15 protein-coding genes are annotated in these 15,026 nt (G+C 63.5%); 9 read left to right on the forward strand and 6 right to left on the reverse strand.

The window, feature by feature from the left end:
* Positions 1-74 precede the first annotated feature (74 nt).
* Positions 75-1,148, forward strand: coding sequence for a Hint domain-containing protein (locus tag ACTRWK_RS07840; RefSeq protein ID WP_462843867.1), 1,074 nt, complete (start codon positions 75-77; stop codon positions 1,146-1,148).
* Positions 1,149-1,182: 34 nt separating this feature from the next.
* Here the strand turns inward: ACTRWK_RS07840 and ACTRWK_RS07845 are convergent, their stop codons facing one another.
* Entirely contained in the window at positions 1,183-1,752 is a 570-nt protein-coding gene (locus ACTRWK_RS07845) for a TlpA disulfide reductase family protein (protein WP_009826027.1), read from the reverse strand.
* 22 nt (positions 1,753-1,774) lie between these two features.
* Between ACTRWK_RS07845 and argH the strand changes: the two genes are divergently transcribed.
* The 5 genes from argH (at position 1,775) to ACTRWK_RS07870 (ending at position 7,587) form a co-directional block, all read left to right on the forward strand.
* Complete coding sequence (argH, locus tag ACTRWK_RS07850) at positions 1,775-3,166, forward strand: argininosuccinate lyase (protein WP_462843868.1); 1,392 nt, start codon at positions 1,775-1,777, stop codon at positions 3,164-3,166.
* Positions 3,163-3,342 (forward strand): hypothetical protein, encoded by a 180-nt coding sequence (locus tag ACTRWK_RS07855; RefSeq protein WP_005851482.1) that lies wholly within the window; start codon positions 3,163-3,165, stop codon positions 3,340-3,342. Before argH ends, ACTRWK_RS07855 begins: the two co-directional genes overlap by 4 nt.
* On the forward strand, positions 3,339-3,542 hold the full coding sequence (locus ACTRWK_RS07860; RefSeq protein ID WP_340237491.1) for a hypothetical protein: 204 nt from the start codon (positions 3,339-3,341) through the stop codon (positions 3,540-3,542). Before ACTRWK_RS07855 ends, ACTRWK_RS07860 begins: the two co-directional genes overlap by 4 nt.
* A 148-nt stretch (positions 3,543-3,690) precedes the next feature.
* Positions 3,691-4,956, forward strand: coding sequence for a diaminopimelate decarboxylase (lysA, locus tag ACTRWK_RS07865; protein ID WP_289081437.1), 1,266 nt, complete (start codon positions 3,691-3,693; stop codon positions 4,954-4,956).
* Positions 4,957-4,995: 39 nt separating this feature from the next.
* Positions 4,996-7,587, forward strand: a complete 2,592-nt coding sequence (locus tag ACTRWK_RS07870) for a TIGR02302 family protein (RefSeq protein ID WP_462843869.1) — start codon at positions 4,996-4,998, stop codon at positions 7,585-7,587.
* Positions 7,588-7,639: 52 nt separating this feature from the next.
* Here the strand turns inward: ACTRWK_RS07870 and ACTRWK_RS07875 are convergent, their stop codons facing one another.
* The gene (locus ACTRWK_RS07875) at positions 7,640-8,548 is read right to left on the reverse strand and encodes a zinc-ribbon domain-containing protein (RefSeq protein ID WP_289081435.1); all 909 of its coding nucleotides are present in this window, start codon (positions 8,546-8,548) and stop codon (positions 7,640-7,642) included.
* Between the two features lie 165 nt (positions 8,549-8,713).
* On the opposite strand from ACTRWK_RS07875, the gene ACTRWK_RS07880 reads away from it, so the two are divergent.
* The 3 genes from ACTRWK_RS07880 to ACTRWK_RS07890 are packed head-to-tail and all read left to right on the forward strand — an operon-like array spanning position 8,714 to position 11,024.
* A complete protein-coding gene (locus ACTRWK_RS07880; RefSeq protein WP_037944903.1) occupies positions 8,714-9,391 on the forward strand; it encodes a cell division ATP-binding protein FtsE in 678 nt (225 codons plus the stop codon).
* Positions 9,388-10,293 carry a cell division protein FtsX gene (locus tag ACTRWK_RS07885; RefSeq protein WP_168593048.1) on the forward strand — a complete coding sequence of 302 codons (906 nt, stop codon included), beginning with the start codon at positions 9,388-9,390 and terminating at the stop codon, positions 10,291-10,293. Before ACTRWK_RS07880 ends, ACTRWK_RS07885 begins: the two co-directional genes overlap by 4 nt.
* A complete protein-coding gene (locus ACTRWK_RS07890) occupies positions 10,293-11,024 on the forward strand; it encodes a lysophospholipid acyltransferase family protein (protein WP_289081434.1) in 732 nt (243 codons plus the stop codon). Before ACTRWK_RS07885 ends, ACTRWK_RS07890 begins: the two co-directional genes overlap by 1 nt.
* 110 nt (positions 11,025-11,134) lie before the next feature.
* Here ACTRWK_RS07890 and lpdA read toward each other — a convergent pair whose 3' ends face one another.
* From lpdA to odhB, 4 genes are all read right to left on the reverse strand, one after another.
* A complete protein-coding gene (gene lpdA / locus ACTRWK_RS07895) occupies positions 11,135-12,523 on the reverse strand; it encodes a dihydrolipoyl dehydrogenase (RefSeq protein ID WP_037943245.1) in 1,389 nt (462 codons plus the stop codon).
* Between the two features lie 147 nt (positions 12,524-12,670).
* A complete protein-coding gene (locus ACTRWK_RS07900) occupies positions 12,671-13,066 on the reverse strand; it encodes an MAPEG family protein (RefSeq protein ID WP_005851499.1) in 396 nt (131 codons plus the stop codon).
* 12 nt (positions 13,067-13,078) lie between these two features.
* Positions 13,079-13,465 (reverse strand): MAPEG family protein, encoded by a 387-nt coding sequence (locus ACTRWK_RS07905; RefSeq protein ID WP_005851501.1) that lies wholly within the window; start codon positions 13,463-13,465, stop codon positions 13,079-13,081.
* A gap of 30 nt (positions 13,466-13,495) precedes the next feature.
* Complete coding sequence (gene odhB, locus ACTRWK_RS07910; protein WP_289081433.1) at positions 13,496-15,025, reverse strand: 2-oxoglutarate dehydrogenase complex dihydrolipoyllysine-residue succinyltransferase; 1,530 nt, start codon at positions 15,023-15,025, stop codon at positions 13,496-13,498.
* Position 15,026 lies beyond the last annotated feature (1 nt).

Consider the following 15,026-nt stretch of genomic DNA (forward strand, 5'->3'; position numbering starts at 1 on the left):
GGGTGATTCGTTCTTTCCAGCGGAGAACGGTTTTGATAGCCTCGGGGCAATAATAATACGACGAGGCACGAACAGTGGTCAAAACGGGCTTTCGAGGCACGTTTGTCATAAGCTGGTCGCAGACAGAAATAGACGGGCTGGACGCCGCACCGGTGCAATCCCTCAAGGTGGGGGCAGCCTGGGCGTGGCGGGGCGATTCAATTCGCGTTGACGGGCCGAATGACGTGTTGCGGCTGGATCAGGCGGACGAGGCAGGGGATCTGCGCAGACGGGCTGCGCGGATGGTGCATCGTTTGGTCGGGGCCGCCTTGGACGGCACCACGCCGCCGCACCGGTCTTTCGCCAGTGACCGCGACACCCCGTTGATGGATAACAGCTTTACCGTGACCGACGGCGCGCAGACCTATCTGGTGACAGTGATCGAGGTCGGGCAAGGCAGCCAGCCGCTGCTGATGTTCCTTGACGCGCTGCCGCCGCGCAATACCGATCTGTGGGTCGTCGCGCATACGTTGAACACCGCCGCAGCAGATCGGGCGGCGCAATACAGCAGCGGCGTCATCTGCTTTACCCCCGGCACGATGATCCGCACCGCCGATGGCGCGCGCCGGATCGAACAACTGCGCGAGGGCGATCACGTCCAGACGAAAGACAACGGCCTTCAACCCGTGCGCTGGATCGGCAGCCGCCGGATGAGCGGGGCGCGATTGTTCGCGATGCCGCAGCTGCGCCCCATCCGGTTTCGCGCCGGTGCTTTGGGGGGCGCGCAGCCTGACGCGGATTTGCTGGTGTCGCCCAGCCACCGGATGCTGGTGAAGGGGCGCGTCGCGCATGACTTGTTCAACACGGACGAGGTGCTTGTCACCGCGCGGGATCTGGTGAACGGACGCAGTGTCGCCATCGATGCACATGCGCGCGAGGTGACCTATATCCACCTCCTGCTCGATTTCCACGAGGTGCTTTGGGCCAATGGCGTAGAGACGGAAAGCTTTCACCCTGCCTCTGCCGCGCTAGAGACATTGGACGCGACGGACCGCGCGCGGCTGCTGGACCAGTTTCCACAGATCGCCTTTGATCCGCATACCTATGGCGGCTATGCGCGGCGCAATCTGTCGATGTCCGAAGCGGCGATCCTCGCGCACGCCGCCTGACGCTGCCGGATCGCCTGCTTTCTTGGGGGCGGGCCTAGCTGTCTGCCTTGCCCGCGATCAATGCCTGAACGATGGCTTTTGCGCTGTCGCTCGACCAATCCGCATCACCGCGCAGGCGCGCGATTTCACGTCCCTCGGGGTCCATGATCACGGTGATCGGTAGGCCGAAAATGCCCATCTGACTGGCCAGCGCCTGTTTCGGGTCTTGGTGGCGTGGCAGGCTATCGACGCCCGCATCCGCGAAGAACCGTTTGATCCCGTCGGGCGTGTTGCGGCCCGTGGCGATGGTCAGCACCTCGAAATCATCGCCGCCGAATTCCTTTTGCAACGCGTTCAGCTGCGGCATTTCCTTGCGGCAGGGCGCGCACCATGTGGCCCAGAAGTTGATCAGCACATATTTGCCCTGCCATGCCTCAAGCGTCGTCTCGCCGCCGTCATCCTCAAGCTGGAACGCGACAGAGGAGGTGGCAACGGGGGAATCGTGCACGACCAGTTTCTTCATATCACCGTCGCGCAGGGGCTTGATGTCGGCGCTTTGCCCAAAGCTGGGGTTTGCACCAAGGGCAAGGGCCGTATAAACGAGCGCGAGCATAATCTTTTTCATTTTCCCTCCGAGGGGTTGCCTGATGACCGATACGACTTCGAACAAAATGTGGGGTGGCCGTTTTGCCGCCGGACCAGACGCGATCATGGAGGCGATCAACGCCTCGATCTCGTTTGACCAGCGTATGGCCGCCCAGGACATTGCCGGGTCGCGTGCCCATGCTGCCATGTTGGCTGCACAAGACATCATTAGTGATAGCGATGCCGACGCCATTCGGAAAGGGTTGCTCACGGTGTTGTCAGAGATCGAGGGCGGGACATTTGCCTATTCGACCGCGCTGGAAGACATCCACATGAACGTCGAGGCGCGCCTGAAAGAGGTGATCGGCGAACCCGCAGGCCGTCTGCACACGGGCCGGTCGCGCAACGATCAGGTGGCGACCGATTTCAAACTGTGGACCCGCGACCAGTTCGACGCCGCCGAAAGCGGATTGTTGGCGTTGATCAAGGCCTTGCTGGGTCAGGCAGAGGCCGGAGCCGATTGGGTCATGCCCGGTTTCACCCATTTGCAGACCGCGCAGCCGGTCACCTGGGGCCACCACATGATGGCCTATGTCGAGATGTTTGGCCGCGATCTGAGCCGGATGCGCGACGCACGGGCGCGGATGAATGAATCGCCTTTGGGCGCGGCTGCGCTTGCGGGCACGTCCTTTCCGATCGACCGCGACATGACCGCACAGGCGCTTGGCTTTGACCGTCCGGCCGCCAATTCGCTGGATGCGGTCAGCGACCGTGACTTCGCGCTTGAATTCCTGAGCGCTGCGTCGATCTGCGCCATGCACCTGAGCCGTTTCGCCGAAGAGCTGGTGATCTGGTCCTCGGCGCAGTTCCGTTTCGTGACCCTGTCGGACCGTTTCTCGACCGGGTCGAGCATCATGCCACAGAAGAAGAACCCCGACGCGGCAGAGTTGATCCGCGCCAAGATCGGCCGGATCATGGGGGCCAATGTGGCCCTGATGATGGTGATGAAGGGGCTGCCGCTGGCCTATTCCAAGGACATGCAGGAAGACAAGGAACAGGTCTTTGACGCCGCTGACAACCTGATGCTGGCGCTGGCCGCGATGGAAGGCATGGTCAAGGATATGTCCGCCAACCGCGAAAGCCTTGCTGCGGCGGCGGGATCGGGCTTTTCCACCGCGACCGATCTGGCCGATTGGCTGGTCCGCGTGCTGGGGCTGCCGTTCCGCGATGCGCATCACATCACCGGATCGCTGGTGGCGCTGGCCGAACAGAACGGCTGCGACCTGCCGGACCTGACGCTGGAGCAGATGCAATCGGCCCATGGCGACATCACAGCAGATGTCTTTGACGTTTTGGGCGTGGAAAATTCCGTCAATTCGCGTATGTCTTACGGGGGCACCGCGCCCGCACAGGTGCGCGCGCAGGTGGCCCGCTGGAAAGGGAACATCGGATGAAACCCGTTGCTGCTATTGCCTTGTTGCTGACTCTCGCCGCCTGTGGTGTGGACGGGGAACCCGTGCCGCCGCAGGTCAATAGCACGGTGACGCTGTCGTCGTCAGGCATGTCGGTGGGCACTGGCGTCACCCTTGGCCGTGGCCCGTTCCGGCTGGGTCTGGGGGCGGCGCTGTGATCCGCGCGGCGGTGCTGGCCGTGGTTGCACTGGCGGTGCTGGTGGGCTGTGACAGCGCGCAACGTCATGCGCCAAGCGCCCATGACAGCCGCGCCTATCCCCCCGCGACGGATACCGCCACCCGCAAGCATCGCAGCAACTATGAACCCGGTGTGCATATCTCGGGGCATGTGGATGTGGGCGTTTCAAAGACATTCTGACCGGCGGGGCGGGTGGCGCTGATTGCCATTCCCGCCGCCTTTGGTATTGGGGTAAGCTGTGGTCTGCCGCGATGCCTTTCCCTGCGGTCCGCCGCCCGTAAACGATCGCCGGCAGCTTTCGGCGGGAAAAGCTTAGGAGCCTGAAACTATGGATCATTTCCTGTACCGCGATGGCGCGCTGTTCGCCGAGGATGTCGCCATCTCCGAGATCGCAGCCGCGGTCGGCACACCCTTTTACGTCTATTCGACCGCCACGCTGTTACGCCACTTCAAGGCATTTGACGATGCGCTGGACGGGATGGACCATCTGGTCTGCTACGCGATGAAGGCGAACTCGAACCAAGCGGTGCTGAAAACGCTCGCGCAGGCGGGGGCGGGCATGGATGTGGTGTCGGCGGGGGAATACCTGCGTGCCAAGGCGGCAGGCGTGCCCGGCGACAAGATCGTGTTCTCGGGCGTGGGCAAGACCGTGTCGGAAATCCGGCTCGCGCTTGAGGGCGGCATCCGCCAGTTCAACGTCGAATCCGAACCCGAGATGGAGGTGCTGGACGCCGTCGCACGGTCGATGGACAAGGTCGCGCCGATCACCATCCGCGTGAACCCCGATGTCGACGCCAAAACCCATGCCAAGATCGCGACGGGCAAGTCCGAGAATAAATTCGGTATCCCCATTGCCCGCGCCCGCGAGGTCTATCGCATGGCCGCCGCGATGCCGGGCCTGGAGGTCGTGGGCATCGATGTGCACATCGGCAGCCAGCTGACCGATCTGACGCCGTTCGAACTGGCGTACCAGAAGGTTGCGGAGCTGACAGAGCAGCTGCGCGCCGACGGGCATACCATCCGTCGTCTGGATCTGGGCGGCGGGCTGGGAATCCCCTACGAGCGTAGCAATGCCGCCCCGCCGCTGCCCACGGATTACGGCGCAATGGTGCTAAAGACGCTTGGCCATCTGCGCTGCGAGATCGAGATCGAGCCGGGCCGCCTGATCGCGGGCAACGCCGGCCTCATGGTGAGCGAGGTGATCTATGTCAAATCCGGCGAGGGCCGCGATTTCCTGATCATCGACGGTGCGATGAACGACCTGATCCGCCCCGCCATGTACGAAGCCCATCACGATATCATCCCCGTCGTCGAAGCCGAAGCAGGGGCAGAGCAGCAGCCCTATGACATCGTTGGGCCGGTCTGCGAATCCGGTGATACCTTTGCCAAGCAGCGCATGATGCCAAAGCTGGCCGCGGGCGATCTGGTGGCCTTCCGCAGTGCCGGTGCCTATGGCGCGGTGATGGCCAGCGAATACAACTCTCGTGCGCTGATCCCCGAGGTGCTGGTCCATGGCGATCAATTTGCGGTTATCCGCCGACGCCCGACCTTTGACGAAATGATAAATCGCGATACCATTCCTGAATGGCTGTGACCGCGCCTTGCGTGTCCGGCTTTTGAAAGCAGGGCCCGCATGACGCTTTTCACCGCCAAGGATGACGACCACTCGCCCGAGCAGGGTCTCAAGTCGATCCGTTGGCCCCTGCGTCTGACCTGGGCCGGTATCTGGGCCGAGGTGTTGGTGCAGGCGTTCTGGCCGCTGATCGCCTTGGTGCTGGCTGTTCTGGCGGTGCTGATGCTGGGGCTGCACGATAGCGTTCCGATGTCCGTCGTGAACGGCGCTGTCGTGGCGGTGACGCTGGCCGCTGTCGGGGGGCTGGTCTATGCGCTGCGGCATTTACGCATCCCCCGCCGGATAGAGGCGCTGACCCGCCTTGACGCCAGCCTGCCCGGACGCCCCATTCAGGCGCTGATGGATGTGCAGGCGATCGGCACGGGGGATGATGCCTCTGCTGCGGTGTGGCAGGCGCATCAGCGCCGCATGGCCGCCCGTGCCGCCGCTGCGCAGGCGGTGCCTGCGGACTTGCGCATGGCGCGCCGTGATCCCTTTGCCCTGCGCTATGTCGCGCTGCTGGCTTTCGTTACGGCGCTGGTCTTTGGGTCGGTGCTGCGCATCGGGTCGGTAGCGGGTCTGACGGCGGGCGGGGGGGCTTTGGCCTCCGGTCCGGTCTGGGAAGGATGGGCGGAGCCACCGCGCTATACCGGCAAGCCGACGCTCTATCTCTCCGACCTTGCCGAAGGCCCGCTGAACCTGCCTGCCGGCACGCTGATCACCCTGCGCATGTATGGCGAAGTGGGGGCGCTGTCGGTTTCCGAGACCGTCTCGGGCCAGTCTCAGCCAGAGGGGGACACCCCCGCCATCGTGCAGGATTTCAAAGTCAGCCAAAGCGGGCAGATCGCCATCGACGGGCCGAACGGGCGCGCGTGGGACGTGACGATGCTGCCTGACGCCAAGCCGCAGGTCGAGATTGCAGGCCCGCCCGAGGTGACCGCCCTTGGCGAGATGCAACTGCCCTTTGTGGCGCGGGACGACTATGGCGTCGAGGCGGGCGAGGCGCGGATTGATCTGGATCTGGCCGCTGTGGACCGCCGCTATGGGCTGGCGATTGACCCTGATCCGCGGGCCGAGATGATCGTGCCGCTGTCGCTGCCCATTGCAGGGGACCGCCGCGATTTCGAAGAAAACCTGATCGACGATTTTTCCAAACATCCGTGGGCCAACCTGCCGGTCACCGTCACGCTGAGCGTGCTGGATGCGTCGGAACAACAGGCGACCACCCCGCCGACGCAGATGACCCTGCCGGGACGACGCTTTTTCGATCCGCTGGCGGCGGCCGTTATTGAACAGCGGCGCGATCTGCTGTGGGCAAAGGGCAACGCCGACACCCTCGCGCAGGTCTTGCGGGCGGTGTCCTATCGTCCGGAGGATGTGTTCCGCTCTGACACGGCGGCGCTGCGCTTGCGGCGGCTGATTGAACGGATCGAAATTCGCGCCCGCTATGGTTTGTCCGACGAGGTGCAGACCGAGATCGCGGATGATCTGTGGGACTTGGCGATTGAGCTGGAGGAAGGCGTGCTGGCTGATGCGCTGGACCGGATGCGCCGCGCACAGGAGCGTTTGCAAGAGGCGATGAAGAACGGTGCCTCGGACGCCGAGATCGCAGAGCTGATGGAAGAGCTGCGCCGCGCCACCGACGATTATATGCGTCAGTTGCAACGCCAGCAGGCGCAAGAAGGCGAAAACGGCGACCAGCAGCAAGGCCAGCAGGGCGAGACCATGCAGATGACGCAAGACGACCTGCAACGCATGATGGACCGGATTCAGGAGCTGATGGAGCAGGGCCGCATGGCCGAGGCGGAACAGGCGTTGCGCGAGCTGCAAGAGATGATGGAGAACATGCGTGTTACCCAAGGCCAGCCGGGCGAAGGTGGGCAATCCGAGGGTGAACAGGCGATGGAGGGGCTGGCCGATAGCCTGCGTGAGCAGCAAGAGCTAAGCGATCAGGCGTTCCGCGATTTGCAGGACAGGTTCAACCCCAATGCCGATGACGGCCAGCAACAGGGACAAGACCAGGGCCAGCAACCCGGCCCGCAGCAGGAGGGCAACCAGCCCGGCCAACCGGGGCAGCAGCCGGGCCAGAACAACGGCCAGGGCGAACCGGGGCAGGGACAGGGATCGATCGCCGACCGTCAGCAAGCGCTGCGCGATGAGCTGCGCCGTCAGGAAGGGCGCCTGCCCGGTAGTGGCACCCCCGAAGGTGACGCCGCGCGCGATGCGCTGGACCGTGCCGGCCGCGCGATGGACGGTGCCGAAGAGGCTTTGCGCCGCGACGATCTGGCCGAAGCGATCGATAACCAGTCGCAGGCGATGGAAGCACTGCGCGAGGGGATGCGCGCCTTGGGCGAGGCGATGGAACAGGATCAGCAGGCGTCCGAACCCGGGCAAGGCACCGCGCAGGGCAACCGCCGTGCCGAGAACACGGACCCTTTAGGGCGCGAACAGGGGGCGAATGGCGCGCAGGGGTCAGAGGGTGATCTGGCGCTGGATAACGACGCCTATGGCCGCGCGCGTGAACTGCTGGACGAGATCCGCCGACGCTCGGGCGAGGCGACGCGGCCGGAGGTCGAACGCGACTACCTGCGCCGTCTGCTGGACCGCTTCTGATAGGATTGATGACGCAAGGACGGGGCCGCCAAAAGGACGGGCCCGATCCGTTTTAGCTGCCCGACTGCGACGCCCGTGCATCCAGCCATTGCAGCGTTGATTGCAACATCTCGTCCAGCCATTGTCGCGCGCTGTCCACCTGCGCGACGTAAAGCGCAAGATAGGGGCGCAGCGCGGGCACCGCTTCCGAGATTTGCGGCGAAAAGACGTATAGCAGCACCAGCACAGAGGCGAGCGCGACAATCAGCACGAACCCGCGGCTGAACCCGCTACGCTGTTTCGGGGCCGCATGGGTATCGCGCCCGGCGTCTGCGCCCGTGTTCGGGATCACGCGCCGTTCTGATCCGGTGCGCAGGGTGGAGTTGATCTCTTCGATATCGGGCAGCAATTCGCGGCGCGATGCAACGGCCGCAGCGGCGGCTGTGGTCTCGGCAGCGCTGTGCTGCTCTTCGCCGCGCAGACGCGACATGCGGGCCTTGGCCTGCTGCGCACGGTCGCTTTCGCTGGGTTGGTCTGCTTCTTCAAGCCCCAGATCGGGCTGGCTTTCAAGGGTCTGAGCCTGACGGCGACGGCGGGCTTCTTGTTCCGCCTCGGCCTCTTGCCGGAGAATATCGGCGACCGAAGGGTCAAGCTGCTTGCGCGGTGGCGGGGCGGGATGCGCGGATTCGCCCGCGTCGGGGTCTTCCGCTGCGTCTTCGTCGGGCTCGGGTGTGCTTGCCGGGGCGGGCGTATCTGCATCGCCTTCGCGCGCGACGCCGTCATCCGCATCCTCGCGCGCGGACAGAGCGGCGGAAACCGTGCTGATCCTGCCGTCATCCTCTTCATCGAGAGGGGGGAAATCGGGGTGGTGCTGGAACCAGGTCTGGCCACAGTTCGAACATTGCACATCGCGACCGGAAGAGGGCATCACCTCGTCCGGGACCTCGTACTGCGCATCGCAATTGGGACAGATCAGTCTCATGTTGCGCCCCGAACCATTGGAAACCTCTTCGTTTTCACGTCAGATCAACCTTATGTCCTAGAAAACCGTAGGAAAAGTGCAATCTTCATGCAATGGCTGCGCCGGGGTGCATTGAAACCCAAGCGGTGCTGGGGCACAACAGTTCAAACCAAGCGGGATATGCGTGTGATCGAGTTTGAAAACGTGGCCTACAGCTATGGCGGGGGCGAGCTTTTGTCCGATATCTCGGTCAAGCTGGCGCCGGGGTCGTTCCATTTTCTGACGGGTCCGTCCGGCTCTGGCAAGACCACTTTGATGAAGCTCTGCTATGGCGCGCTGCTGCCCACGGCGGGGCATGTGTCCCTGTTTGGCAAGGACGTGCGTGCGATGGACCGCGATGATATCGCGATGATCCGGCGACGTGTGGGCGTGGTGCACCAGGATTGCCAATTCCTGAACCATTTGCCGGTTGCCGAAAACATCGGTTTGCCGCTGACCGTGTCGGGCCGTCATGCGGAAACCGGCGGCGACGACCTGCTTGAGCTGCTGTCGTGGGTCGGGCTGAGCAGCCGCGCCGATGCCCTGCCGCCAGAGCTGTCGGGCGGTGAGCGCCAGCGTGCGGCGCTGGCCCGTGCGGTGATCATGTCGCCCGATGTGGTGCTTGCGGATGAACCCACCGGCAACGTTGACTGGGAAATGTCACAGCGCCTGCTTCGCCTGCTGGTAGAACTGAACCGCATGGGCAAGACCGTGTTGATCGCGACCCACGATCTGGGGCTGATCCGTGCCACCAAGGCGCAGGTGCAGGCGCGTGTCTTGCGTATCGCCAACCGGCGCATCCAGCTGGCGGGGGCGGATCTATGAAGATGCTGCGCATTGCGCTGACCGCGCTATGGAACGGCGACCGTCAGGCGGACCGTGTGGTGCCGCCGTCGGGTTTTACCGCGCAGTTGACCCTGTTTGCCGCGGGAACGATGGCGTTTCTGGCGGTCTTTGCGCTGGCGCTGTCGCTGGCCTCGGGACGGTTGGCGAATATCTGGGGGCAAGAGTTGGCACGTACCGCGACGATCCGTGTTGTGGCCCCCATCGACCAGCGCAGCGCCCAGACCGAGGCCGCCTTGCGCATCCTCGAGACGACCAAAGGCGTCGCCACAGCCCGCGCCCTCACGGATGAAGAGCAGCAATCCCTGCTGGCCCCCTGGTTCGGTCCGGAACTGGCCATTGATGCCCTGCCGGTGCCCCGCCTGATCGAGATCATCGAAGAGGACGAGGGCATGGACGCCGATGGCCTGCGCCTGCGCCTCGCGGCAGAGGTGCCGGGGGCGGTTCTGGACAATCACAGCCGCTGGCGCGCGCCGCTGGTCAAGGCCGCGTCGCGGCTGAAGCTTCTGGGCTGGGTCTCCATGATCCTGATCATCGCGACGCTGGCCGCGATGGTGACACTTGCCGCCAATGCGGCGCTGTCGGCCAACGCTCAGGTCATTGCCGTCTTGCGTCTGGTGGGCGCGACCGACAGCTATATCGCGCAGGCTTTTATCCGGCGTTTCACCCTGCGTGCGCTGACCGGCGCTGCGGCGGGCACGGGGGTCGGGCTGCTGGCGATACTGCTGTTGCCAAGCACCGCTGACGCGGGGGGCTTTCTGACGGGTTTGGGCTTTCAGGGCTGGCACTGGGTTGTGCCGCTGGTGATCCCGTTTCTGTCCGGTGGCGTCGCCTTTGCGGCGACAGGGGCGGCCGCGCGCCGTACATTAAAGGAACTCGCATAATGTTGCAGTGGATACGATCGTTGACCTTCATCGTGCTGGCCACGGTCTATATGCCGCTTTTGGGGCTGCTTTACGCGCCTTGGGCGATGTTCTCGAGGCGGGGGGCCTATGCCGCGTGCAAGGCCTATGCGGCGGGGACCATGTGGATGGCGAAGGTCATCGTCGGGCTGCGGTGCGAGGTGCGGGGCGACGTGCCGGACGGGGCCGTGTTGGTCGCCGCCAAACACCAGTCTTTCCTTGATATCCTGATGATCTTTCACATTCTGCCGCGCGCGAAATTTATCATGAAACGCGAGATTTTGATGACGCCGGTGATCGGGCAATATGCCAAGCGCATGCAGATGGTCGCGGTGAACCGTGGCAAACGTGGCGCGGCGATTTCCAAGATGCTGGCCGATGTCAAAGCGGGCGAAGCCGAACCGGGCCAGCTTGTCATCTATTCGCAAGGCACACGCGTCGCGCCCGGCCTGTCGGTCCCCTATAAGGCAGGCACTGCCGCACTTTACGAGCAGATGAACCAGCCCTGCGTCCCCGTCGCCACCAACGCCGGATATTTCTGGCCCCGGCGCGGGCTGTACCGGCGTCCGGGTGTGGCAGTGGTCGAGTTCCTGACCCCCATCGCGCCGGGGTTGGAGCGGGCCGCCTTCATGAAACGGCTTGAAGAAACGGTCGAGACACGGTCGGACGTGCTCTTGGCCGAGGCGGGGTTCAAAGCCCCTCAACCGAGATAGGCGCTGCCCCTACCGATCGGCGCGCACGACGGTTAGGACACAACGGTTAGAACACAAAAAAGGGTGGGCCAATCGGTCCACCCTTTGTCGTTTCGATGCAGTCGGCTGCCTTACATGTGGATCGGGCCATCGCCACAGGCCAGCGCCGCTTCGCGGACCGCTTCGGAGTAGGTCGGATGCGCATGGCAGGTCATCGCCAGATCCTCGGCAGAGGCACCGAATTCCATCGCAACGCAGACCTCGTGGATCAGATCGCCGGCACCGGGGCCGATGATATGCGCGCCGAGGATGCGGTCGGTTTCCTTGTCGGCGATCAGCTTGACGAAGCCTTCGCCCGCGAAGACGGCCTTGGCACGGGCGTTGCCCATAAAGCTGAATTTGCCGACCTTATAGGCGCGGCCTGCTTCTTTCAGCTGCTCTTCGGTGGCACCGACATTGGCAACCTCGGGGTGGGTGTAGATCACGCCGGGGATCACGCCATAGTTCACGTGGCCATGTTTGCCCGCCACGACCTCTGCTGCGGCCATGCCTTCGTCTTCGGCCTTATGCGCCAGCATCGGACCTTCAATGACGTCGCCGATGGCGTAGATGCCTTTGACCGAGGTTTCCCAGGTGTCGCTTACCGCGATCTGGCCGCGTTTGGTCAGCTCGACCCCCAGACCTTCAAGGCCCAGACCGTCGTGGAACGGCTTGCGGCCGGTGGAGACGAGAACGACATCGGCGTCCAGCGTGTGTTCGCTGTCATCCTTGCGCAGCTTGTAGGTCACCTTGGCTTTGGTCTTGGAGGCTTCGGTGCCTTGTACGGCGGCGCCCATGACAAAGTTGACGCCCTGCTTTTTCAGGATACGCATAAAGTTCTTTTGTACTTCGCCGTCCATGCCGGGGGTGATCGCATCGAGATATTCGACAACCGTCACCTCGGCTCCCAGACGCGCGTAGACAGAGCCGAGTTCGAGCCCGATGACGCCCGCGCCGATCACGACCAGCTTTTTCGGGATCTTGTTCAGCGACAGCGCGCCGGTAGAGGTGACGACGACCTTTTCGTCAACCTCGACACCGGGAAGGGCAGAGGGTTCGGACCCTGTGGCGATGATGATGTTCTTGGCCTCGTGGATCTCGTCACCGACCTTGACCTTGCCAGCTTCGGGGATGGTGGCCCAGCCTTTGATCCAGTCGATCTTGTTCTTCTTGAACAGGAACTCGATCCCCTTGGTGTTGGTGTCGATCGTGTTCTGTTTGTAGGTTTGCATCTGCGCCCAATCGACCGAAGGGCTTTTACCCTTGAGGCCCATATCGGCAAAGTTGTGTTCGGCTTCGTGCAGCATATGCGTGGCATGCAGCAGCGCCTTGGACGGGATACAGCCGACGTTCAGGCAGGTGCCGCCCAACGTCTCGCGGCCCTCGACACAGGCGGTTTTGAGGCCCAGTTGGGCGCAGCGGATGGCGGATACATAGCCGCCGGGGCCGGAGCCGATGATGATGACATCGTAGCTGGACATGGAAGGTCTCCTTGGTGGTCGGGAATTGGGGTAGAGTAGAAAGTGTGGCGTTCAGGCATGCAGGGGCGGGGCGTGTTGCGGTCAAGGCTAGGGGGCGCTGCCCCCGTGCGCAAGCGCACGCCCCCGGGATCTATGCCATTTGGAAGATCAAAACAGCGCGGCCAGCAGCATCAGCACCGTAGCACCCAGGCCCACGGCCCAGATCAGCGAGCGTCCGGGACGCAGGCCAAGCGCATAGGCTGGCACATAGGCGACGCGGGCCGCGAGGAAGATCCATGCGAGAATGGCGGTGTAGGTCGTATTCTGGCCGGACATTTGCAGCACCACGACGGCGACGGCGAAAAGCGCCAGCGCTTCGAACATATTGTTGAAGGCGCGGCCCAGACGGGCGGTCCTGTCAGAGAGCGATTTCGACGGTTCTCGGTCGCGCGCGGACATGGTGTAGCCGGGGCCGACCTCGCGGTTGGCAGGGATCGCATAGGCGACAAAGGTCACGACCTGGAGCAGCGCCGCGAGGGTCAGAACAGTGAGTTCGGGTGTCATCTTGGCGGTCCGCTATAGCGCGAGGAAATAGAGAATGGCGGTGGCGGCAAAGCCCGCCAGCCATGCGAGGGTCCGGATCGCGGGCACGCCAAGCGCATAGACCGGCAGATAGATGATCCGCGCGATGAGGAAGACCTGCGCGGCCAGCAGGGACGTGGCATTGGTGCGGTCCAGCATTTCGAGGATCAGCACCGCCGGGGCAAAGAGCGCCATTGCCACGATGGAGTTGTCCAATGCGCGTTTCAGCCGGGCCGTCATTCCGGTCATCGACCGGTCCTCGTCGCGCGACGAGAGCAGATAGCCCAGGCTGAGTTGTTGTGCACCGCCCAGAACCTGAAGCAAGATTGTCAGCATAACGAGCAGGCCATAGGCGGCGAGTATCGTGGTCTCTGTCATCATTTGTCCTTTCTGGGCGGTGGGTGTGGTGGGTTACAGGTCCATCAGCAGGCGGCGTGGGTCTTCGAGCGCTTCTTTCACGCGGACGAGGAAGGTCACGGCACCTTTGCCGTCCACGATGCGGTGGTCATAGCTGAGCGCCAGATACATCATCGGACGGATCACGACCTGACCATTGATCGCCATGGGGCGGTCCTGGATCTTGTGCATCCCGAGGATACCCGATTGTGGCGGGTTCAGGATCGGCGAGGACATCAGCGAGCCATAGACACCACCGTTAGAGATAGTGAAAGTGCCGCCCTGCATTTCCGCCATGGAGAGTTTGCCGTCGCGGGCCTTGGCCCCCAGTTCACCGATTTCCTTTTCGATGTCGGCAAAGGACATCGCTTGCGCGTCCTTGACCACGGGCACGACCAGGCCGGTGGGTGTGCCGGCCGCGATGCCCATGTTGACGTAGTTCTTGTAGACCACATCGGTGCCGTCGATTTCGGCATTCACTTCGGGTACTTCGTTCAGGGCGTGGATACAGGCCTTGGTGAAGAAGGACATGAAGCCGAGTTTGACGCCGTGCTTTTTCAGGAACAGGTCTTTGTATTCGTTCCGCAGGGCCATGATCTCTGTCATGTCGACCTCGTTATAGGTCGTCAGCATGGCAGCGGTGTTCTGGCTGTCTTTCAGACGTTTCGCGATGGTCTGGCGCAGACGGGTCATCTTGACGCGTTCCTCGCGGGCGGCGTCCTGGGGGGCCGATGGGGCGCGTGGCGCAGCGGCGGCAGGCTTTGCCGCGTTCTTGCCAGCGGCAACGGCCTTGGCCACGTCTTCCTTCATCACGCGTCCGTCCCGGCCTGTGCCGGTGACCTGATCGCGGCTGATGCCGGCTTCGGCCATGGCTTTCTTGGCGGAAGGCGCGTCTTCGACATCGCCCGAGGGCGCGTTGCCGGGGGCAGGGACCTGACCGCCCGCTTTAGGTTCGGTCGTATCATCGGCGGGTTTGCTTGCGCTGCCGCCTTCGCCCTGGCTGATCACGGCGAGCTTGCCGTTGGCCTCGACCGTGCTGCCTTCTTCGGCGATGATCTGGGTCAGCGTTCCCGATGTCGGCGCGGGCACTTCGACGCTGACCTTGTCGGTTTCCAGCTCGCACAGCATTTCATCTGCTTCGACGTGGTCACCGACGGTCTTGAACCACGTGCTGACGGTCGCCTCGGACACGGATTCGCCCAAGGTGGGGACCATGACGTCGACATCGTCGGCAGCGTCGCGGGGTTTCACGTCTTCTGCACCGGCATCGACCGCCTTGGGGGCTTCGGATTTCGCCGGGGCCGCATCCCCTTCGGAGATATTGGCCAGCAGCGCGTCAACGCCGACGGTTTCGCCTTCGGCGGCGACGATGTCGGCCAGAGTGCCCGCCACGGGGGAGGGCACTTCGACGGTGACCTTATCGGTTTCCAGCTCGCAGAGCATTTCGTCGACTGCGACGCTATCGCCGGGCTTTTTGAACCATGTTGCCACGGTCGCTTCGGTTACGGATTCACCCAAGGTAGGGACGCGTACTTCGCTTGTCATG

Source organism: Sulfitobacter sp. G5_S2_6_S6 (genome assembly GCF_054968505.1).